Source organism: Pseudomonadota bacterium, from assembly GCA_036339585.1.
GTDB lineage: Bacteria > Pseudomonadota > Alphaproteobacteria > UBA8366 > UBA8366 > UBA8366.
On record JAYZAS010000012.1, the window covers coordinates 159,773 to 182,572 of the forward strand.

The window sequence follows — 22,800 nt, forward strand, 5'->3', positions numbered from 1 at the left end:
TTGATCTATCTTTCTTAATTTGACCCGCTTACCCCAATGATTGGTCACTATGAATAGGATTATTCTTATGGCGTTACATTAAATGGCTGGGGCGCTTTTCTAATAGGACGAATGAGCGGCAAATAAGCACTTGCCAAGGAACACCCTCATATAAAACCAGCGATTGATCCTGCGCACTTGCCAATACCAAATTAATCAAACGTCGAAATCTATCTTTTCAGTTTTAATATATGATAAACACTGCCGACACAGACAAGGTAGTAGCTCTGGCTCCAAAATAATACTAGAAACCTTCACCAAAAATATTGACTTTTGAGAGAACTATCGTTGGCTCGGCACTCTATCACTATGCATCAGTTCGAAAACGGCGACTTTTGGCAAATCCTTTAGGCACGATACGTCCGGATTGGGCTCTCTTCCCAATCCATTCTTTTAAATGCATCTCTGTGCGGGTCTTATCACCTATTTTCCAGTTCAAACCATCCTTAAGATTAAATACCTTAGCATCAGAAATTGAACTTTTATTATATCTCTGCATAATGACACCGCGGCCACGGCGCATTTCTGGCAACTCCCCAATGGGGAAAATGATCAATTTACGATTAAGCCCAACAACCGCGACATGGTCTCCTTTAGCAGGCACACAAACAGCAGCCTCAATTCCATCGCCTAAATTAAGCACTTGTTTGCCCCCACGCGTCTGGGCTATTACATCTTCTCCATTAACAATAAAGCCACGCCCATCAGAGGCGGCTATTAATAATTTTGCTTTTTGCTCTAAAACCATCAACGTGACTACATCTTGGTCATTTGGTAAATCTACCATCAATCGGATGGGCTCCCCAAAACCACGACCTCCTGGCAACCGGTCAACCGGCACAGTGTAGAAACGGCCATTAGTTGCAAATAAAATTAGTTTATCTGTAGTCTGTGCATGTAACGCAAAGCGATGACTATCTCCCTCCTTATACTTGAGCTCGGTTTCTTTCTCCAAATGGCCCCTCACAGTACGCACCCATCCTTTTGTTGAACACACAACCGTAACCGGTTCGCGCTCGATTATAGCCTCCATGGGAATAACAACTGTGGTTGGAGCATCTCTTATCTCTGACCGACGTCGCCCGATATCAGTATTTGGCCCGAATTTCTTTTGTATTTCTTTTATCTCTGCCGCTATGACTTTCCAACGAGCTGATGTATCCCTTAATAGGCCGCGAACATGTGTTCTTTCTTTCGTTAGGTGTGAATGCTCCTCCGCAATCTCAATTTCCTCTAATTTACGCAAATGGCGAAGCCGCATATTAAGAACGGCGTCCGCCTGCAAGTCAGAGAGCTTAAACTTTTTGATCAAAATTTCTTTAGGATAATCTTCCTCGCGTATAATTCTGATTACTTCGTCGATGTTTAAATACGCAATCAAATAACCACCTAAAACTTCTAGACGATCTTCGATTTTACCCAGTCGGTATTTCTTACGTCGTACAAGCACCTCATGACGGTGATCTAAAAAGGCCTGCAATACTTCGCGTAGGTTCATGACCCGTGGCACCCTGCCTTGATCAAGAACATTCATGTTTAGAGACACGCGACTTTCCAAATCGGTCTGACGAAAAAGAGACTCCATCAAAACATCTGGATCGACATTGCGGCTTTTAGGCTCAATTACTAATCGAATATCAGTAGTGGATTCATCCCGTATATCTTCTATCATAGCCAAGTTGCGGGAATGCATAAGCTCCGCAATCTTTTCAATCAGCTTCGCTTTTTGTACCTGAAAAGGGATAGAGTTTATTATTAAAATATATCCGCCTCCTTTACTGCGCTCAATTTCGTATGTCGCACGCACACGAAACCCCCCCTTCCCTGTTTTGTAGGCTTGTACGATGCTGTCATGGTCTTCGCAAAGCACCCCGCCTGTCGGCAAATCTGGACCCGGGATTAATTCAACAAGCTTTTTAATCGTGGCATTTGGCCTTTTAATTAAATGTAATAGCGCCGCACATAATTCCCCCACGTTGTGCGGCGGAATATTTGTTGCCATACCTACTGCTATACCTGATGCTCCATTAGCAAGAAGATTTGGGAAGCTCGCAGGTAGAACTGCTGGCTCAGAACCCTCTCCATCATAGGTAGAACGGAAATCAACCGAATCTTCATCTATACTCTCAAGCAAAGCATCGGCGACGCTGGTCATTCGTGCTTCGGTGTAACGCATAGCCGCAGCATTATCACCATCAACATTTCCAAAATTTCCCTGACCATCAACAAGGGGATACCTAACCGCGAATGACTGTGCTAAGCGTACCATTGCGTCATAAATTGCAGCATCACCGTGAGGATGAAACTTCCCCATTACATCACCAACAATTCGTGCGCATTTTTTAAAGCCGCTATCTGGATTTAGTCGCAATTCACGCATCGCAAAAAGCAACCGACGGTGCACAGGTTTTAAGCCATCGCGTACATCGGGAAGCGATCGCGCCATAATTGTCGACAATGCATAAGATAGATAACGTTCTCCTAAAGCTTCCTCAAACGCTACATTACATATATCTCCGGCCTCTGAGGTCTTAACCATGAAAGAATGCTGCCCACAATATGATGTATTATACCCTAGAACATACCCAATATCATGTATTGTTGTAACACAAAAGTTTTACTAATTATAACTGCTAAGCTTACCCGCAAGACGTACCCGGCTGTCAGGCAGTTTTGCTTGTCTGGGCTGAAAAACATACTTTTGAAGAAAATATCCTGTCAAAATTAGCCCATCGGCGAGATCTTTTCCGCTGATCTGTGCTCCCGAAGCCCCTTTCAAAAAGGCTGGAAGTTTTAGGAGCTTGTCCTTATAAGGTTCACCCGCCTGTCGACTAACAGCTCTCCCGGATTTTGGCGATACAAATACAAGATCCTCCGTGACCCCTGTCCCTGCACATTCGCTGAGATCTAAGCCGAACCCTATATCTGTTAATAGATGGAGCTCCCAATAAACATATGTTGCCGCCCAATATTCACCATTGAAAGATCCTACCAAAGCAGAAAATGATTGATACAAATTTGGACAAGGATCACGCTCCGGGACTACTGATTCTACCAATTCAGAAGCAGAGGACAAAGCTAAAAGCTTCGCAGGCTCACCAAGAAGCCGTGCGATAGTACTGCTTAACAATTCAATAGAATATGTTCCTAAATGCTCGTCAAGTCGCGCACGCCATACCGCTGTGACCTTGTTGCCAACCTGCAAAACGGCCCGTTGGCGACGCGACTGCCCTCCATGCACAAGACCGGAGAAACGGCCATTTTGTGATGTAAGTAAGCTAACAATCGATGCGGCCTCTCCGTGTGGGCGAGATGCTAATACAAATCCTTCATCTTGCCACTCCATTCAAAAATATCCATTGCAGTTACACATCAAATTTTAATCCAAGCACTTGATAGCGCTCTTGATCCTCCATCCATTTTCCGCGCACTTTGACAAATAAAAAAAGATGAACGTTACGTTCAAAACATTTGCGAAGCTCTTTCCTAGCTGCGGTGCTTATTTTTCTTATCATGGCGCCACTTTTGCCAAGTACGATTGCTTTTTGCGTATCTCTCTGGACGTAAATTGTCTGATTAATCTTTACACTTTCGTCAGAAAACTCTTCCCAAGTGTCAGTCTCTACGGTAACCAAATAAGGCAATTCGTGGCGCAACAATAAAAATAATTGCTCTCGTGTTATTTCGGCAGCCAACACTCGCATTGGTAAGTCGGATATCTGGTCCTCTGGGAAATGCCAGGGGCCTTCTGAAATCACTTCATCGAGGTAGGCTAAAATATCATTTACACCATTGCCACTTCTTGCAGAAATCATAAAGGTAGCCGAAAATGTTGCAAGTTCATTCACTGCATGACTCAGAGAGAGAAGTTCTTCAGGTCTCACTATATCTATTTTATTCAAAACCAAAATTAGGTTCCGCTGGCCGTTAGAGATAGAATTTAGAAGAGACTTTGTATTAGGATCAATTCCGCGAGAGGCATCGACCATTACAATTATGTGATCACCCTCTGTTGCAGCAGTCCACGCAGCGTCAACCATGGCGCGATCAAAACGTTTTCGGGGTGCAAAAATGCCAGGTGTATCAATAAAGACAATCTGACTTTTGCCTCGTATTATTATTCCAAGGATATTTGCGCGCGTTGTTTGCACCTTTGGTGTAACAATGCTTACTTTCGTGCCGACGATACGGTTTACGAAGGTCGACTTTCCCACGTTCGGTGCACCGATGACCGCGACAAAGCCGAAGCGCTTTTTAATTTCAGCCAAATCACCCACTTGTTAGCTCTGAAAGCATATTACCTGCAGCTTCCTGCTCGGCCGCACGCTTTGACTTTCCTATACCTTCAGCCGACCCGAGCTGGCCAGCAGTCACAGCGACTATGAATGTCGGCCGGTGATCTGGTCCTTTCTGCTCAACAAGAGTATAGTGAGGCAATCCTAAACCTTTGGATTGTAACCACTCTTGCAATGTCGTCTTGGCATCTTGTGGAGGACAAGAATTCTTCGTCATAGCTGGCATGAAATGTTGGGCGATGATTTTCTTTGCTGGTGCTAAACCTCCGTCTAAATATATAGCCCCTAACAAAGCCTCGAAAACATCGGCGATTATTGCCTCATTCTCTTTCCTACCAAACTCATGCTCTCCATGACCCATACGAATAAGTGATGGTAATCCAATATTATGAGCTATATCAGCCAAACTCTCTTTCCTCACAAGCGCGTGGAATCGTCGAGAAAGATCGCCTTCATTTTCTTCAGGAAAAGTCTCCATAAGAAGCTCAGCAATTACTAGCCCCAACACCCGATCACCCAAAAACTCGAGCCGCTCATAGTTTACGTCCAAACATGAACTGCGATGGGTTAATGCTGCGGTCAATAACCCACGGTTGGCGAATTCATAATCAAGTATTTCCATGATTTCGGCGGGCATCAAATTATAAAATATCCACTTTAACGAATAGCTTTAAGTAATCTCTCATACCGGATCGTAAATGGCCATTTCCAGACTTCCCAAAATCGTGCAGTGCCATCAGTTGAAAAGAAAAAAAATTGAGCCTTACCAACCAAGTTTTCAAAAGGAACCATTCCGACTTGTGTCTCTATCCTACTGTCTGCCGAATTGTCGCGGTTATCTCCCATAGCAAAGACATGCCTGTCTGGCACCAAAAATTCTGGCGTATTGTCAATCACGCCAAAATCACCTTGTTCCTCAATTATTAAGTGGGAATCTCCACCGGGGAGTTTTTCAATATACTGGGGTACTCTGCGCTTCTGTCCAAAAGAATTTTTGACTTGGAATCGATCTATTGCTTTTCGTTGTACGCGCTCGCCATTTATATATAAAAACCCTTTTTTCATCTGAATGCGATCACCTGGCAATCCTACTATTCTTTTGATGTAATCTGTTTCGTTATCAGTCGGTAGCTTAAATACCGCAACATCCCCCCGCTTAGGCCCTCTTTCAAAAATACGACCTGTGATTGGTGCTAAGCTAAAGGGGAATGAATGTCTTGAATATCCGTATGAGTATTTTGATACAAACAAGTAATCGCCAACCAGTAATGTCGGTATCATAGATCCCGATGGTATATTGAACGGCTCATAAGCAAAGGTTCTTATTAAGACAGCTATTACCACTGCGTACGTAACTGTTCGAATCGTCTCCACCCAACCACGACTATCTTTCGGATTATGCTGCGGATCGTCATTCTCTCGGGACATTTTAAAATCATTCATTTCTATTATGGTTGCTGGTGCAAGTAAAATATGTCGGCCCACACGAAAGCTTGTCAAGCAAAGCTGTGGTTTTTATTTACGAGTGACGCCTGAAATAATAACTATCACCTGTGCTATTGGAAACTCATCGGTAATGCTAACGTCAATATTTGCTATCATATTGCTCGGCGTTATTTCACGCAGACGCCGCAAGGCCCCTCCAGTAAGCTCCAATGTAGGCTTTCCACCCGGCATGTTAACAACTCCGATATCAGACCAAAAAACCCCCTGCCGAAAACCGGTGCCCAGCGCTTTGGAACAAGCCTCTTTTGCGGCATAGCGTTTTGCATAACTTTCTGCCCGGTTACTTCGGTGATCAGATTTTTCTCGCTCAATCTCGGTAAAACAACGTTTTTCAAATTTCCCTGGGTATCGTTTAAGTGTTTTGGCTATGCGACGAATGTCGATCAAATCACTTCCAACCCCGATGATCATGTTGCATCCTTTCGAGAACGAGCCTCATCCATTAATGTACGCATTTTCCTTACGGCGCAGTCCAAACCCGTTATCATTGCCTCGCCCATTAGAAAATGGCCGATATTTAATTCGGCCACCGTCTCGATTGATGCAATCGGCCCAACTGTTTCAAAGGTCAGCCCATGTCCGGCATGACATTCCAGACCGATATTGTCTGCATATGTGGCAGCTCGCTGAATACGCCCTAATTCCTCACACCGAGAAACGCCCGATGAGTCACAATACCTTCCAGTATGAAGCTCTACTACTGCTGCTCCAATATCTCTGGCTGCATCAAGCTGTTTTGAGCAGGGCTCAATAAAGAGCGAGACGCGAATGTCTGCTTTACTTAACCGTTCTACAAATTCTGAAAAAAAAGATATATTAGCCCCAGCATCAAGACCCCCCTCCGTTGTCTGCTCTTCCCGTTTTTCAGGGACAATACAAACAGCATTTGGCTTCACGTCGAGCGCGATTCCGATCATTTCATCTGTTGCCGCCATCTCAAGATTAAGCGGCTTGTTAATAGTGTTACGCAGTCGCGTAACATCCCTGTCCCTAATATGTCGCCGGTCCTCACGCAGATGCGCTGTTATACCATCTGCTCCAGCTACTATGGCCTTTTGAGCCGCACGAATAGGGTCTGGATGATCCCCCCCACGCGCGTTTCGGACGGTCGCTACATGATCGATGTTTACCCCAAGTCTTAAAAACCGTTTTGACATGGAAGTCTACCCCTTTTCATTTGTTCGGCTTTTCCTACTCATTCGTTGGCGACGGGCAACATGATAGGATTGTATTAGCGATTTAAGCGGCAAATATGATCCAAACCAAACAACTAGCATTGATGGAATAGCACCAACCATCATTGGCCACCATACTGGCCAAATCGTCTCCATCAAATAATCTATATCACCCATCAACACTCCATTGATCATATGCGAAAAAAATATGCCAAAATCTAGTTTTTCAGGTGAGGCGCTAGCGCCTGCTGCTCCCATCCAATTTCCCAATTGATGAAGCCACATCCAGATGAAAGGGAATGTCCATGGGTTACCTACTGCAGTCCCTATTGCCGAGGCAATCACATTTGCACGTATCAACCATGCCCAAATACCGCCAAGAAAAAAATGTAACCCTACTAAAGGAGTGAAGGATACTGCAGCCCCGCAAGCGAATCCAGCCGCTATGCTGAACGGGGTACCAGGCAAACGTCCTAGCCGATGCCGAATGTAGATAAATGATCTACGCCAACCAATTGTGGGCCACAGAACATTAGCAACACGACTTGGCAGGCTTGATTTTGCTCTTCGCTTAAACATTAAGGGTTTTCTGATCCTTTGTCCCAACCGACCATGTACTTGCAGAATAAATTGTATGTTTCCTGAGACCGTAATCAACTCCCCGCACGTTCGGCTCCACGCACTACTTCAGTTGCTCTCAGCGCTGCGATAATATCTGACATGTGGCCTGCATCGTTTACTTCAATGTCAACGAATAGCTCAAAAAAATCTGGGGACCTGTCTGTTATACGGAGATTACTAATATTTCCACCATCGCGCCCAACAACTGTTGATAAAGATCCTAAAGCGCCGGCTTCATTGGCTAGTATTACTCGAATCCGGCCCACAAATACTGCCGATTTTTTTTCATCAATTGACCAATTTGCCTCCATCCATCTTTCCGGCATTTCCGCAACACTTTCTAGGGCCTCACAATCAATCGTATGTATAGTAATCCCTTTGCCAGTGGTTGATATACCTATTATTCTATCTCCGGGTATCGGATGACAGCAGTCCCCTAAATTGATTTCCATTCCGGGGGCGAGACCAACAAGTTCAATCGAATGTTCTCCTGCCCGGGCCACTGCCACATCCTCAGATAGCTTAAGAGAACAACCTGTTTTTGCGGTTGGATAAACTGACTTGAGAACTTGATGACCTGCTACTTTACCTCGACCGACAAGAGAATATAAGCCCTCTACCTTATCGCAATCGAAGTCGCTCAAAATATCTTGCATTGCTGTCTGTGTGAGGACATAGCCCTCTTGCTGAAAAATTTTATTAATAATCTCTCGTCCCATTCGACAGTATTCATCTATTCGCTGCAACCGTACAAATCGACGAATACAAGATCGCGCCTTAGCAGTTACTACAAAACTCGCCCACCCAGGTGAGGGCACTTGTGAGTCAGAAGTCATAACCTCTACCTGGTCACCATTCCTCAAAAGTGTGCGAAGCGGCATCATGCGGCCATTAATTCTTGCTCCAACGCACCGATTTCCCACATCAGTATGCACCGCGTAGGCGAAATCAATTGGCGTTGCTCCCTTTGGCAGAACTTGAAGGTCACCTTTGGGTGAAAAACAGAATAATTGATCGCTAAACATTTCCATGCGCGTATGTTCAAGAAACTCCTCTGGGCCACCAGCGTTTTCAAGTATTTCCAATAGCTCCCGAAGCCAACGGTACTGACGACCCTCAGTACGCCGCACAGGTTTAACACCCTCTTTGAATTGCCAGTGAGCAGCCACACCCAGCTCAGCTACATCGTGCATCTCTAACGTGCGGATCTGCATCTCTATACGCTGATTTTCGGGTCCAATAACATCTGTATGAATAGACTGATACCCATTCTGTTTTGGCAGAGAAATATAGTCCTTGAAGCGGCCTGCGACGAGCGGATACTTGCTATGAATGCAGCCAAGTGCCCTATAACACTCCTCTGTCGTCCTCACAACAATACGAAAAGCCATTACGTCATTAAGCTGCTCAAGACTTGCTGATTTCCGCTGCATCTTGCGCCAAATTGAATGGGGAGTTTTTTGTCGGCCGTAGACGTCAGCCTCAAGATCCATGTTTGCCAAATCACGCCGCAAGGCATCGATTATTCGACTAGTCACATCATCAGAACCTGAGTGCAAAAAGGCTAGCCGCTTAGTAATTGACTCCCATGCATCAGGGTTGAGTTCGCGGAATGCATGGTCTTCTAGTTCGTTTTGCCAATCTCGAATACCGATGCGTTGTGCCAATGGAACGTATATTTCCATTGTTTCAAGGGCAATACGCCTCCGTTTACCATTATTTTTAATGTGATGCAGAGTGCGCATGTTATGCAGTCTATCTGCTAACTTCACAACTAAGACCCGAATATCATCTGACATAGCAAGAACAAGCTTGCGGAAATTTTCGGCCTGCCTCGTGCCACCTGATTGTAATTCCAGCCTGCTCAATTTGGTAACGCCGTCCACAAGACGTGCTATTTCGTTTCCAAACCGCCCCTCAATATCAGGCAACGTAGCAAGTGTATCCTCAACCGTATCATGCAGTAAACCAGTTACTATGGAGGCTGAGTCGAGCTTCTTTTCAGAGAGTATCCCGGCTACCTCAACTGGGTGCGAAAAAAACGGATCACCTGAGGCACGTTTTTGTAATTTGTGTGCCCTCATGGAAAATACGTAAGCTTCATTCAGCGCCGCTTCATCCGCGCTTGGGTCATAACGACGAACACGCTCAATAAGTTCTTGTTGGCGCAACATATTAGGAATGCACCGTAAAAACGGGGCTTAAAAGCAACTTGATGATAATAACAGAAAAGGCTTCTAAATTATACGTTTGGTGAAACACCAGCGTCGGCACTTTCGGATATAGCTGTATCACGGTTACGAGTTTCATCGTCACTGCCCATCGCCGAAACCATGTATTCCATCAATTCGTCTTCTTCTGGTTCATCAATTTCCGCAACCTTTTGAAGCCCCTTCACCAGCGAGTCACGAAGCTCTTCCAACTCAACAGTTTGATCAGCAATTTCGCGTAACGCTACTACAGGATTTTTGTCATTGTCACGCTCAACAGTCAGCTCACCACCAGCTGATATATTGCGACTACGCTGTCCAGCAAGTAACACCAACTCGAAGCGATTAGTAACGCGCTCGATACAATCTTCAACAGTAACCCGCGCCATGCCCGATCTCCTCACAAAGTCCATATAGGTTAAGGTTATAGGTCGGGCAAAACAAAAAACACAAGAGTTTTTGCGAAATTAAAAATCCAACTTTGCCTTTGCGGCCAAAAATAAAAATTTATGCAAGAGAATTTCTATTTAATAATCTTAATTGCAAATAATCGATGGAAAAATTTATAATAATAAGTAACAACAGCTCATATTAAATAACAAATTAGGAATTTTTTTATTTGAGTAATATATAAAAAATTTTATGCGTCAAAAAAGGTATTTTTTCAACAAACTTTGTATTTATATTGTGCCTTTTGCAAATATAAGAAATGTTTAATTATATTTAATAAATTTCTATTGCCGTTTTCTGCCCCTGCACGCGCAATTAGCGCATACTTATATACAGAAATCATGGAAGAGCAGGATTATTCGCGTTGTGGCCCACTTTTTAAGTGTTTGGATTACAATGGTTTTGCTATCAATACGAACTGCGATCAAGGATTCAGTGATGCCACTGCGAAACAAGCAAATAAGGGTGATATGGATATTAAACTTGCAGTAGACATGTTGGTGTTGTTTGATCAGCGTAATTATGTATCTTATTTTTAAAGGATGGGGTTTCTTCCCAATCAGTTGAGGCAGCGCAACAAAAATTAGCTCAAGTTAAGGTTTTAAGGGTATCTTGATATCAACAGCGAATGGTTGCGTAAACAAGTAGCTTTCTTTGCGGCTTTGAAACATCATTTCAGGGAAATTACACGTAGACCTTAGAATACTGAAGAGTAGCTGCAAATTACAAAAGATGATCAATTTAGTAACACATTCGCGGAACGGAGTATTATCGAAAACGATTGCTGATGATCAGCAATTGATTATTCACCAACCGAGTATTAATTGCGCACTCTGTCCAAGACTGGTTCGCTTTCGTGAGAATAATGATAAACTTTATCCAAATTTTTACAATGCGCCAGTACCTAGTTTTGGCGAGTTAGACGCTGGCCTTTTGATTGTTGGACTTGCGCCCGGCTTAAAGGGTGCAAACCAGACAGGGCGCCCATTCACCGGCGATTATGCTGGTGACCTTCTCTATTCGACTCTCATCAAGCATGGTTTTGCTGAAGGTTTTTACAACGCTAATGCGGATGACGGGCTAACTCTTATTGACACTCGCATCACAAACGCTGTCCGCTGCGTACCGCCCGAAAACAAGCCAGTAGGTGCCGAGACTACAAATTGCCGACCCTTCTTAGTGTCAGAAATAGCATTAATGAAAAATCTAAAAGTCATTCTGGCTCTCGGCACCCTAGCACACAAAGCTGTCCTCGCTAGTCGAGGTCTAAAACAAAGCGCCGTAAAATTTACCCATAGTGCCTTCCATGATCTTGAAAACGGCATTTGGTTGGCAGACAGCTATCATTGTTCACGTTACAACACAAACACCGGCCGCCTCACCGAAAAAATGTTTTCAAATGTCTTTTCAAAAATAAAGAGCCTCTTATGTAATAGGGACAGTAGAACGCCAAATGTTCGGGTTGACTAAATGCTTTGGTTTCTTTCCCCTGAGAACTTGAAGAATTTGAGACGCGGCCGAGAGGAAGAGCTCTTTCTTCGCCTCAACCGTAAGTCCAGCAGGTGTGAGCAGTCATAACAAGATTATCTTAACGATTTAATGGACTTTCAAAAGGAATGGGTTCTTCTTCGAATACATCCAAGGCTGCACCAGCAATCCAATTTTCTTTCAAAGCTTCGACCAAATCTGACTGAAAAACAATCCCGCTACGTGCAGTATCGAGAAAATAGGCATCTTTGCGCATTGATTTAAGAAATGAACGATCCACCTTTTTTATTGGTCAAGTCATTAAGTTCCGCATGGACTGAAATAAAATTCGCCAGTGGTAACATTTCGTCTAATGACTTCAGTTGTTTCGCAGGGCCAATTGTAGACGGCAACTCACTGATAAAGGGATCATAGACGAAGACATCCATACCAAACCCAACACTGCATTTGCGAGAGACCTCGGCACTTATGTCCCCACAACCGATTATCCCCATTGAACGCCCCTGCAGGTGGAAGCGCTCGATATTGCACCCTGCCCAAATCCCCCTCCCGCCCTATTTTCTTGGTCCGAAAGACGCACTTGCTAAGCCAGCTCCAGCAGCAAGGCCAACGTGTGTTCAGAAACTGGTATACGGCCCACGCCAGGTTCGTTAACTACGGCAATACCCGCTGCACTGGCTGCCTCAAGGTCAATAGAGTCAGTGCCACGTCCGGATGTACTAACAACGACAACATTTTCACTAGATTTGATAGCCGTAGCCTACAACTTACTGGGGTATCAGACGAAAACAGCACTCGCGTCTTTAATTGCAGACATGATACGTGTCTCTGTAGCACCCTCCAAGATCATTAGATCGGTGAACTGAGCTAACAGATCTAGACCTGCTTGATGGTACATGGATGCCAAAATCAAGGTGCGGGGTTAACTGTGCATTTTAATTCCTCACCTTGAGCACTTGAGGCCTAATGATTTAAAAAAAGAACTAAAAGTTACTTACACTACCGTCCTCATGAAAATAAAAAGATCGCCATGCGTAGCGTTTGACATTGCTTAATTTTATTAATATCTCAGATTATCTGGGAAGTGCCGTCTTTCCCATCAAAAATTTATCAACGGCTCTCGCACACTGCCGTCCTTCGCGAATAGCCCAGACAACCAATGACTGGCCGCGGCGCATGTCACCTGCTGCAAATACCTTAGGGATAGCTGTCTGATAATCTTGTGTATTAGCCTCAACATTACCCCGCTCGTCTAAGGCCACACCCATTTCAGATAACATACCCTCATGTACGGGATGGACAAATCCCATGGCCAAGAGAACCAAATCAGCATCAAGCTCAAATTCACTGCCAGGTATTTCCTTCATATCTTTGTCCAGCCTGACGATACGAAGTTTTTCTACTTTACCCTCAGAACCTATGAACTCCTTTGTAGCAACGCTAAAGTCCCGCTCAGCGCCTTCTGCCTGACTTGATGACGTACGGTATTTTAACGGCCAAAAGGGCCAAGTCGTTCCTTTGTCTGGTGTCTCAGGAGGAATCGGCATAATTTCAAGTTGAGTTACTGACACAGCCCCCTGCCGAAAAGACGTTCCAATGCAATCCGACCCAGTATCGCCGCCGCCAATGACCACAACATTTTTACCTTCGGCTGTTATGGGCTTGACCAAACCCAATGGCTCTTTCCCTACCCGCCGATTTTGTTGCGGAAGAAAATCCATCGCAAACTCAATGCCATCTAATTTCCGCCCCGGAACAGGCAAGTCACGACCTTTTTCTGATCCACCGGTTAGGATTACAGCATCGAAGTCCTCTAATAATTTGTCAGAGTCAACATCTTGGCCGATGTGAGTATTCATACGAAAAATTACTCCTTCAGCTGCCATTTGTTCAACTCGCCTATCAATGAGATGTTTCTCCATCTTGAAATCTGGAATACCGTAACGCAGAAGACCGCCAGCCTTGGCAGACTTTTCAAAAAGTGTCACCTCGTGCCCCACGCGAGCGAGTTGCTGAGCGCAAGTCATGCCAGCCGGCCCAGACCCCACAACAGCAATCTTTTTGTCAGTTTTAATCTCTGGAACCTGTGGCTCAATCCACCCATTTTTCCAGCCTGTATCCACTATGGTACATTCGATTGTTTTAATTGTGACAGGGCTATCATTAATATTTAACGTACATGCCTCTTCACACGGAGCTGGACACACTCGACCAGTAAACTCCGGGAAGTTGTTGGTGGAATGAAGAACTTCTAATGCATCCCGCCATTGTTCCTTGTAAGCAAGATCATTCCAGTCAGGTATTATATTGTTAACAGGGCAACCATTATGACAATACGGTATACCGCAATCCATACACCGACTGCCTTGTTGCGCTACCTCGCGATTGTCCATGGGGATCAAAAATTCCCGAAAATGCCTTACACGGTCGCCCGCCGGCTCATATTTCCGGTCGTGACGGTCTATTTCAAGAAAGCCGGTTACTTTTCCCATAGCTACGCTCCCTCTGCAGTTAGATCTAGCTCTGGATCATTTCCCTGAGCTTGCTGCATTTCCTCTAGTGCACGACGGTAGTCAACAGGCATAACCTTAACGAACTTTGGAAGATACTCTTCCCAATTATCAAGTATGTGCCAAGCCCGTTCAGATCCGGCGTAATGAAGGTGTCTGCTTATCAGATGATGAATTCGCTTTGCGTCATTACGCGTCATGTCGTGCATGACATCCACACGCCCATGCGTTTCAAGGTCACCCCCTTGATGCGCTAACTTCTCCAACAACACTGCCTCTTCAGGAACAGGCTCAAGCTCTACCATAGCCATATTACAACGCAGATCAAAGTCTCCCAACTCATCCAAGACATAGGCGACGCCACCCGACATACCGGCAGCAAAATTGCGGCCCGTAGGACCAATTACAACGACCACACCGCCTGTCATGTATTCGCAACCATGATCGCCAACTCCCTCGACGACTGCTACTGCACCTGAATTACGGACTGCAAACCGTTCGCCCGCAACACCGCGAAAAAAACACTCGCCTTCGATAGCTCCGTAAAGAACTGTGTTACCAACGATTATGCTTTCCTCGGGAACGATTTTACATTCTTTAGGTGGCTTGACTATAAGCCTCCCGCCGCTGAGCCCTTTACCAACATAATCGTTAGCTTCACCGGTGAGTTCTATTTCAATTCCCTTCGCAAGAAAGGCGCCAAAACTTTGGCCTGCGATACCATGCAGTTTAATTTGTATGGTTTTGTCTTGTAACCCCTTGTGCCCATATCGTCTCGCAACCTCGCCAGACAGCATGGCGCCGGCAGACCGGTCAGTATTTTTGATTTTGGCCTCGATGTGAACACCTGCACCACCAGAAAGAGCGGGAGCCGCCTCGATTATCAGCTTTTGATCTAGCACATCATCGAGATTGTGATCCTGACGCTCACAGTTATAAACAGGAGCGCCATTAGAATCTGGCATGTGGAGGAGCCGGCTAAAGTCGAGGCCCTTTGCTTTAAAATGTTCAAGTGCCTCATGCTGATCTAAGCAATCCATGCGCCCCACCATCTCATCCATGGTGCTAAATCCTAACTCTGCCATCAACTGACGCACCTCTTCAGCAACGAAGAAAAGATAGTTGATGACGTGTTCTGGTTTGCCGGTGAAGCGTTTCCTAAGCTCCGGGTCGGTTGTAGCAATTCCGACTGGGCAAGTATTAAGATGGCATTTGCGCATCATGATACAGCCCGAAGCAATAAGTGGCGCGGTCGCAAAACCAAATTCGTCCGCACCGAGCAAAGCTCCAATGACAACGTCCCGACCAGTCCGCAACCCACCGTCGACCTGTACTGCTATTCTAGTTCGTAAACCGTTTAACACTAATGTTTGGTGTGTCTCTGCAAGCCCAATTTCCCAAGGCGAGCCAGCATGCGCAATAGAAGTAAGAGGACTGGCGCCGGTGCCTCCCTCAAAACCCGAAATTGTGATATGATCCGCTTTCGCCTTTGAAACACCCGCTGCTATTGTCCCCACTCCGATTTCAGAGACAAGTTTTACACTCACGTCACCCATTGGGTTTGCATTCTTTAGATCGTATATAAGCTGCGCCAAGTCTTCGATTGAATAGATATCATGATGTGGCGGCGGCGATATAAGCCCCACGCCCGGGGTTGATCGACGAACTTTCGCAATAACGGCATCGACTTTATGTCCGGGCAGTTGCCCCCCCTCCCCCGGCTTCGCACCCTGAGCCATTTTAATTTGCATCATATCGGAGTTAACGAGATACTCCGTGGTCACACCAAACCTACCTGAGGCGACTTGCTTAATGGATGATCTTTTGGAATCTCCGTTGGGCATCGGTGTGAAGCGATCTGGCTCCTCGCCCCCCTCACCAGTATTAGATTTACCACCGATACGATTCATTGCTATTGCTAAATTTGTATGGGCCTCCCTTGAGATAGATCCGAATGACATGGCCCCTGTGGAAAAACGTTTTACAATTTCGCTCGCTGGCTCGACGTCTTCTATCGGCACAGCGGGACCAATAGGCTTCAAGTCCATTAACCCACGTATTGTCATCATACGTTTTGTCTGCGCATTCACAATTTTTGCAAAAGTGGCGTAATCCTCAGCTCCTTCCGCACGTACAGCATGTTGAAGGTGCCCTACAGTTTCCGGTGTCCAGAAGTGTTGCTCACCGCGGATACGATAAGCATAGTCCCCACCAACATCCAAAAAGTTACGAAATATATGAACATCACCGTAGGCAATAGCGTGGCGGCGCACTGTTTCCTCTGCAATTTGCTCAAGTCCCACACCTTCTATAGCGGAATGAGTGCCAAAGAAATATTCATCAAGGAATTCACTGGATAAACCGACTGCATCAAAAATCTGCGCCCCACAATACGATTGATAAGTCGATATACCCATCTTTGACATGACTTTAAGCATGCCTTTACCTATCGCCTTTACATAACGAGATCGGATCTCTTTGTCGTTTAGCTTATCGGGCATTTCATTTTTCAAATCAGAAAGCGTCTCAAATGCGAGGTAAGGAACTACTGCCTCTGCCCCATACCCTGCCAACAGACAAAAGTGGTGAACTTCTCGTGCTTCTCCTGTGTCAACAACAAGCCCGACGCTAGTCCGCAAACCTTTGCGTACCAAGTGATGGTGTACCGCCCCAGTAGCTAACAATGCAGGAATTGCAACTCGCTCTGCTCCGATATGCCGATCACTCAGGATTACAATATTGTATCCGTTATTGCAGGCTTCCTTGGCACTGTTGCGTAGCTGCTCAATGGCATGACGCATCCCGCTTGCTCCCTCCTCCGCAGGATATGTAATGTCAAGGGTTATAGACCGGAATTTTCCGCTTGTTATGTCACCAATAGCCCGGATTTTGGCAAGCCCCTCATCTGTTAAAACAGGCTGCCTAACCTCAAGCCGACGATATTCAGGATAGTGTTCGAGGCCAAGCAAATTTAGACGAGGCCCGATGTATGAACTGAGCGACATCACTAACTCTTCACGAATAGGATCTATTGGTGGGTTGGTGACTTGAGCAAAAAGCTGTTTGAAATAGGCGTAAAGCAGTTTGGGTTTCTCTGAAAAGGGCGCTGTCGGAATATCTAAGCCCATTGAACCGATCGCTTCTTGCCCAGTTGCAGCCATTGGTGTCATTAGAAACTTTAGGTCTTCCTGTGTGTAACCGAACGCCTGTTGCCTGTTGAGTATTTGTGGATCATTGAATATTGACTGTTGATCTAGAGGCTGGGGCGGTAATTTACGCAGAGGCATGCGACTTTTTTCGAGCCACTCTTCATAAGGATGTTCTGTCGCCAGTTGTGTTTTTATTTCCGAGTCATCAATGATGCGGCCTTTCTCAAGGTCTATGAGAAGCATTTTGCCCGGTTGCAAACGCCATTTCTTTATAATCGTCTCTTCCGGAACTGGCATTACGCCCATTTCGGATGCCATTAGAACGGTATCATCGTTGGTTACGAGGTATCGTGCTGGACGCAATCCATTGCGATCAAGGGTCGCGCCAATTTGCGTTCCATCTGTAAATGCAACTGCGGCGGGGCCGTCCCATGGCTCCATAAGGCCGGCATAATATTCGTAGAAAGCCCTGCGCGTTTCATCCATCAACTTATTGCCGTTCCAAGCTTCAGGAATCAAAAGCATCATTGCGTGTGCAAGTGAGTACCCTCCTCTTAAAAGAAGCTCTAGGGCGTTATCGAAACACGCAGAGTCAGACTGGCCTTCAGCAATGAGTGGCCAGACTTTGTGCAAATCATCACCAAACAATTTCGACGCAATAGAGTCGCGACGCGCGTTCATCCAGTTGGTATTTCCACGAACAGTGTTTATTTCACCATTGTGGCAGATCATGCGTAAGGGTTGAGCCAACTTCCATGTTGGAAAGGTATTCGTCGAAAACCTTTGGTGAACAAGTGCTAGCGCGGACTTGAGGCGGCTGTCTTGCAAATCGAGGTAGTAAACACCCACTTGGTCGGCTAAAACCATCCCTTTATAAAGAAGTGTTTGGGCAGAAAGTGAGGCCACGTAAAAATCTGCGTATTCCGCCCCTAAGGCATCGATCTTAACCTCGGCCTGTTTTCGGATGACAAAGAGTTTACGTTCGAATGTGTTAGTGTCCTTGCACTCTTTACCTCGCTGAATAAAGATGTGCCTGATCCGGGGTTCCGTAGGTTTCACAGAATAACCCAGATCGCTATTATCCACTGGGACGTCGCGCCAACCGAGCAATATTTGCCCTTCTGCAACTATATATTGCTCAAGAATTTGCTCGCAAGCATTACGCAAATTATCGTCTTGCGGCAGAAATATTGCACCAACAGCGTACTCACCAACGACGGGCAAATCGAAACCCAAACTAGCACCGTCTGAACGCATGAATTCATCTGGGATTTGAATGAGAATGCCCGCTCCATCACCAGCCTTTGGGTCAGCACCCACGGCCCCTCTATGGGTGATGTTACGTAAAATTTGCAGTCCTTGTTGAACTGTTTTGTGACTTTTCACACCCTTCAGGTTGGCAACAAAACCGATACCGCAAGCGTCGTGCTCATTACGACTGTCGTAGAGACCTTGAGACTTTGGAAAGCCGGTAATGTTACGCTGGCCTCGATTAGACAACTCTTCATTCCCCTTTAATCGTCAAGCCCGAGACTTGCTAATGGCGCAAAAAACGGAGCTCTAACGAGATTATTTTGTGCTTTGAACTACTTTTAAATGCCACCCAGTCAACGATATGTTTACCCATTTTCGTCTAAACTTTTAGGCTGAACGGGAATAGACATCTTTCAGCAAGCGCAAAACATGATCAACCTGCGTTCTTGTTTAGGCTACCTGTACTAAAGCTAGTTAAATACCTCAATGGTATCAAGTTACCAGTCAACACACCCTTATAACCTATCGGAAAATTTTGTGCCAAGCTATTGAATTTACGAAGGAATATTGAAGGACGAAAAACTGCGGCATAATCACGCGCTTTTAATTATTTTGCCTCTAACATCTCTATAAGCAATTCCAGAGCTGCCCGTGTAAATGCAGACATATTGAATGCCCGGTTATCACTCCCAGTTATCATGCTACGCGTACAATTATATGCTCCTGAAATCGCGAGTACCGTATGACCTGCAGGGTCACCATAGCGATTACCAAACGGTCCAGAGGCTCCACTCTCGGCGATCCCCCAGTCAGCAGCAAGTACAGTTTTACACCGTGCTGCGAGAAGGGCAACGTAAGGCTCTGTCGCGCTACGAAATCCCGCCCTATCGACTTCATCTTGTTTTATCCGAAAAAATGCTTCTCGAGCTCGAGCGGTATAGACGACAGCTCCACCCAGGTAAAATTCCGACGCGCCTGGAACCGCCAACAATGTCGATGAAATGAGGCCTCCCGTCGATGATTCAGCTACAGCAATTGTCTCTTTTCGCGCTTTAAGCAGAGAGCCAGCTGTTTCCCCTAAAATAGTGATATCTTCCATCCGTAATATTCCTGAAATATATTTTTATTTAGCTGATAAATAATTCGCTGTGTAAGCCACCAGAATTGGACCCATATCGAGGGGATTCAATTTTATAAATCAGTTTTGTCAATGACACCGATAGCGACAGAATTTAATACCAGAGGTTTTAGATTCGCCTAACTTGAATTTGAAATGAACTTATTATTTGTTTTAGGAAAATAAGAACTCTAGCTCTAATGTTGTGGATTCAGTAAACAAATGACTGCTTGCTTTATATGAAAAACAGCTGAATAGCGTAAGGTGATCAATGTGAAAATAAGATCAATCGTTCCAGTTGGTATCGCAGCCCCGCTGATAGAGCCAATCAAAATGGCCAAGGGTCAATACACGAGCGCAAAGAGCATGCTTGTTCGGATCGAGGACACCGACGGAAATATCGGATGGGGTGAAGCTTCAGAGGCCCCGATGATGAATGGCGAAACTGTGCCTGGCATGATAGCTGCGGTTTCGTATCTTGTTCCATTACTTGAAGGGCTCGAAATTCCTGATCCACAGGTATTTATGGACATCGTAACACCAATGATTGTAGGAAACCATGGAGCCATCGCTGCCCTCGATATTGCAATCTATGACTTAGTAGGGAAACGTGACCATCTGCCGGTTTATGAATTGCTTGGCGGTAAAAAACGCGATCATGTATCGGCCCTTTGGATGTTAGCTGCAAATGAAATTGAAAAAGACGCCCTCACTGCTAGACGGAAGTCACAAGAGGGTTTTACGGCTTTCAAGATCAAGGCTGGAATTAATACGATCAGTGATGACCTTGACCGGTGTAGAGCCGTGCGTAAAGCAGTAGGAACATTTCCGCGCATCTCTGCGGATGCGAATATGGGCCTTACCTTCGAGGATGCTGTTGAATTTGCACGAGCTGCGCAGAGCGCTGGCATAGACTTCATTGAACAACCAATTGATTCTAAAGATTTAAGCGGAATGGCCCACATTACGGCAGCGGCCGGACCAGCGGGTGTCTGCGCAGACGAGGGAATCCAAAGTCTTTCTGATATCACCAGGCACTTTGAAAAAAAGGCCGCAACCGGTGTTGGGCTGAAAGCAATAAAGTTAGGTGGGCTCACTCGCATGTTAGAAGCGGCTAATAGTGCTAATGACCTCAAACTACACGTTAATATAGCAGGAAAAGTAGCGGAGACAGCTGTTGCTAGCGCCGCAATCATTCATCTGGCAATTGCAGCACCTCAAGTCGATTGGGACGTTAGTGTTACATGTCAATATGTTGCAAAAGACGTTGCTGAAAATCCCCCCACCGCTGTCGACGGAAAATTACGTGTTCAAGATGCACCGGGACTAGGCATCAGAATTGACGAACAAGCTATAGAGGGAATGATTATTTAGATAAAATACCGATGACCTGCTATTTTATAACCCCGATACTCGAACCTTTGTCGGGCAAATCAAAACCAATACCCACAAGCCCGCCAAAGATACTATGAAGTCTTTTGATATCGTCGGCCGGCAAGGCGCCCCTGTTAATAGACCTAATATTTTCCCTCAGATGCTCCTCAGAGCCCGTGCCAAAAAGAACCACATCTACACCAGGCTCATGCCGAACAAATCTGTAAGCCGCATCGGTGAGACTTTTAGCCCCATTATCGTGAATTAAAAAATCTAATGGGTTGTCTTTCTTCGCCATCGCATCCGGTACCTTTCCTTCCTCGGCTAATTGTCTGACTGTTTGTCGCAAATATTCAGGCTGGCTGAAAATATTGCGCACAACAAACATTAGTAGTGTCCCTATTTTTTTGTTTAAAATATTAGGGAAAAGTTTCGCGCGCGCGGTTTGGTTCATCATATTGTACCCAAGCATAATCACAGACCAAACCTCATCATCAACGGCTCGCTTCAACATCTCATGCGTTGGGTCATTAGGAGACGTTTCTGTGATCCCGAGAAATCTTACTTTACCATCTATTTTGGCCTTTTCTAACGCTGGCAATATGTCTTGCATAACCTGTTCGTAGCGAGTTGGATGAACACCATGCATATGCAAAATGTCCACATAATCGGTTTGAAGTTCCCGAAGTCCATCCTCAAGTTTCTTCACTACATCATTTCCACTTCGAGGTGAATTAGCGCCTCCGATGTTACATTTGGTGGATATCACAAACTTTTGCCGGTCGTATCCTTTCAACGCTTTTCCTACTATCGGTGCTGTTTTGTATGACTCTGCTGTGTCAAAAAGCGTTACGCCAAGATCATAAGCAACTTTGACAAGCCTCACTGACTCAGCTTCTGTTCTCCCTACGCGCATCCCCAATCTACTATTGCCACCGCAACCAAGCCCTGCCACGCTTACTTTTAATCTAGTGTCGCCAAGCGTTGTGTAATTCATGATTCCAAACTCTCTGCATAGCTGGTTTTTTTGAGGCCATATCTGCTGATGTTTGATCCATTTTGCAGTTTGGCTCAATTTAAAAAATGGTTACTCCTCGACCACCTTTTTTATTTGCAGTACATCAGTACAGAAATGCATTTTCTAAAAGTTAAACCGCAGTTTCACCGCAGATCCACTTTAAAAAATTGGTTTTTGCTATACCTACAAGCTTTTTGTAGGCTTCATAGTAATCGGCTAAAAAACCTTTTGTGTTTAATTTTCATCAACAATTGGATTTTGAAGAACTCCCAACCCCTCAATTTCTACCTCAATCGTATCGCCGCTACGCATCCAAACTGGGGGCCGGCGCGCGTGCCCTACGCCGGAGGGCGTACCACTTACAAGAATATCACCCGGTTCCAAAGTTAGGCATTCGGTAAGCAGCATCAATGCTTCTGCAATATCAAATATCATATTTGAAGTATTGTCGTCCTGCATGACCTGACCATTCAAACGTGACTGAATGGAGAGACCAGCTCCACCTGGCGGCACCTCATCCGCGGTAACAAAATCGGGCCCGAATGCACCAGTATTGTCAAAATTTTTACCTATACAATATTGCTGGGTCTTGCG

20 protein-coding genes are annotated in these 22,800 nt (G+C 45.4%); 3 read left to right on the forward strand and 17 right to left on the reverse strand.

Annotated features, from left to right (window positions below):
• Window positions 1–346 precede the first annotated feature (346 nt).
• The 10 genes from parC to rpoZ all read right to left on the reverse strand — a co-directional run bounded on the left by parC (window position 347) and on the right by rpoZ (window position 10,235).
• Complete coding sequence (gene parC / locus VX941_09350; protein ID MEE2933613.1) at window positions 347–2,578, reverse strand: DNA topoisomerase IV subunit A; 2,232 nt, start codon at window positions 2,576–2,578, stop codon at window positions 347–349.
• A gap of 81 nt (window positions 2,579–2,659) precedes the next feature.
• Window positions 2,660–3,385, reverse strand: coding sequence for a DNA repair protein RecO (recO, locus tag VX941_09355; protein MEE2933614.1), 726 nt, complete (start codon window positions 3,383–3,385; stop codon window positions 2,660–2,662).
• 19 nt (window positions 3,386–3,404) lie between these two features.
• Entirely contained in the window at window positions 3,405–4,307 is a 903-nt protein-coding gene (gene era / locus VX941_09360; protein MEE2933615.1) for a GTPase Era, read from the reverse strand.
• Window position 4,308: 1 nt separating this feature from the next.
• Window positions 4,309–4,971, reverse strand: a complete 663-nt coding sequence (gene rnc, locus VX941_09365; protein ID MEE2933616.1) for a ribonuclease III — start codon at window positions 4,969–4,971, stop codon at window positions 4,309–4,311.
• A gap of 20 nt (window positions 4,972–4,991) precedes the next feature.
• On the reverse strand, window positions 4,992–5,762 hold the full coding sequence (gene lepB, locus VX941_09370; protein ID MEE2933617.1) for a signal peptidase I: 771 nt from the start codon (window positions 5,760–5,762) through the stop codon (window positions 4,992–4,994).
• 87 nt (window positions 5,763–5,849) lie between these two features.
• Window positions 5,850–6,251, reverse strand: coding sequence for a holo-ACP synthase (gene acpS / locus VX941_09375; GenBank protein MEE2933618.1), 402 nt, complete (start codon window positions 6,249–6,251; stop codon window positions 5,850–5,852).
• Window positions 6,248–6,997: a pyridoxine 5'-phosphate synthase gene (locus VX941_09380; GenBank protein ID MEE2933619.1), complete on the reverse strand. Its 750-nt coding sequence runs from the start codon at window positions 6,995–6,997 to the stop codon at window positions 6,248–6,250. The genes acpS and VX941_09380 overlap by 4 nt, the downstream gene beginning before the upstream one ends.
• A gap of 6 nt (window positions 6,998–7,003) precedes the next feature.
• Window positions 7,004–7,594 carry a DUF2062 domain-containing protein gene (locus tag VX941_09385; protein MEE2933620.1) on the reverse strand — a complete coding sequence of 197 codons (591 nt, stop codon included), beginning with the start codon at window positions 7,592–7,594 and terminating at the stop codon, window positions 7,004–7,006.
• 74 nt (window positions 7,595–7,668) lie between these two features.
• Window positions 7,669–9,810: a bifunctional (p)ppGpp synthetase/guanosine-3',5'-bis(diphosphate) 3'-pyrophosphohydrolase gene (locus VX941_09390; GenBank protein MEE2933621.1), complete on the reverse strand. Its 2,142-nt coding sequence runs from the start codon at window positions 9,808–9,810 to the stop codon at window positions 7,669–7,671.
• A 68-nt stretch (window positions 9,811–9,878) separates the two neighbouring features.
• Window positions 9,879–10,235: a DNA-directed RNA polymerase subunit omega gene (gene rpoZ / locus VX941_09395; protein MEE2933622.1), complete on the reverse strand. Its 357-nt coding sequence runs from the start codon at window positions 10,233–10,235 to the stop codon at window positions 9,879–9,881.
• A gap of 793 nt (window positions 10,236–11,028) precedes the next feature.
• Here rpoZ and VX941_09400 point away from each other — a divergent pair.
• Window positions 11,029–11,766, forward strand: coding sequence for a uracil-DNA glycosylase (locus VX941_09400; GenBank protein MEE2933623.1), 738 nt, complete (start codon window positions 11,029–11,031; stop codon window positions 11,764–11,766).
• Between the two features lie 118 nt (window positions 11,767–11,884).
• Here the strand turns inward: VX941_09400 and VX941_09405 are convergent, their stop codons facing one another.
• Together VX941_09405 and VX941_09410 are read right to left on the reverse strand one after the other, a co-directional pair.
• Window positions 11,885–12,040 carry an NAD(P)-dependent oxidoreductase gene (locus VX941_09405; GenBank protein ID MEE2933624.1) on the reverse strand — a complete coding sequence of 52 codons (156 nt, stop codon included), beginning with the start codon at window positions 12,038–12,040 and terminating at the stop codon, window positions 11,885–11,887.
• Window positions 12,041–12,044: 4 nt separating this feature from the next.
• Complete coding sequence (locus VX941_09410; protein MEE2933625.1) at window positions 12,045–12,326, reverse strand: NAD(P)-dependent oxidoreductase; 282 nt, start codon at window positions 12,324–12,326, stop codon at window positions 12,045–12,047.
• Window positions 12,327–12,395: 69 nt separating this feature from the next.
• Here VX941_09410 and VX941_09415 point away from each other — a divergent pair, with 69 nt between their 5' ends.
• The gene (locus tag VX941_09415) at window positions 12,396–12,650 is read left to right on the forward strand and encodes a hypothetical protein (protein ID MEE2933626.1); all 255 of its coding nucleotides are present in this window, start codon (window positions 12,396–12,398) and stop codon (window positions 12,648–12,650) included.
• Between the two features lie 207 nt (window positions 12,651–12,857).
• Here VX941_09415 and VX941_09420 read toward each other — a convergent pair whose 3' ends face one another.
• The 3 genes from VX941_09420 to VX941_09430 all read right to left on the reverse strand — a co-directional run bounded on the left by VX941_09420 (window position 12,858) and on the right by VX941_09430 (window position 19,796).
• Window positions 12,858–14,276: a glutamate synthase subunit beta gene (locus VX941_09420; GenBank protein ID MEE2933627.1), complete on the reverse strand. Its 1,419-nt coding sequence runs from the start codon at window positions 14,274–14,276 to the stop codon at window positions 12,858–12,860.
• A gap of 2 nt (window positions 14,277–14,278) precedes the next feature.
• On the reverse strand, window positions 14,279–18,943 hold the full coding sequence (gene gltB, locus VX941_09425; GenBank protein ID MEE2933628.1) for a glutamate synthase large subunit: 4,665 nt from the start codon (window positions 18,941–18,943) through the stop codon (window positions 14,279–14,281).
• Window positions 18,944–19,304: 361 nt separating this feature from the next.
• Window positions 19,305–19,796, reverse strand: coding sequence for a CinA family protein (locus VX941_09430; GenBank protein ID MEE2933629.1), 492 nt, complete (start codon window positions 19,794–19,796; stop codon window positions 19,305–19,307).
• Between the two features lie 291 nt (window positions 19,797–20,087).
• On the opposite strand from VX941_09430, the gene VX941_09435 reads away from it, so the two are divergent.
• Window positions 20,088–21,188, forward strand: coding sequence for a mandelate racemase/muconate lactonizing enzyme family protein (locus VX941_09435; GenBank protein MEE2933630.1), 1,101 nt, complete (start codon window positions 20,088–20,090; stop codon window positions 21,186–21,188).
• 19 nt (window positions 21,189–21,207) lie between these two features.
• Here VX941_09435 and VX941_09440 read toward each other — a convergent pair whose 3' ends face one another.
• The gene (locus VX941_09440) at window positions 21,208–22,185 is read right to left on the reverse strand and encodes an aldo/keto reductase (GenBank protein ID MEE2933631.1); all 978 of its coding nucleotides are present in this window, start codon (window positions 22,183–22,185) and stop codon (window positions 21,208–21,210) included.
• A gap of 255 nt (window positions 22,186–22,440) precedes the next feature.
• On the reverse strand, window positions 22,441–22,800 hold a 360-nt coding region (locus VX941_09445), incomplete at its 5' end, for a fumarylacetoacetate hydrolase family protein (GenBank protein MEE2933632.1).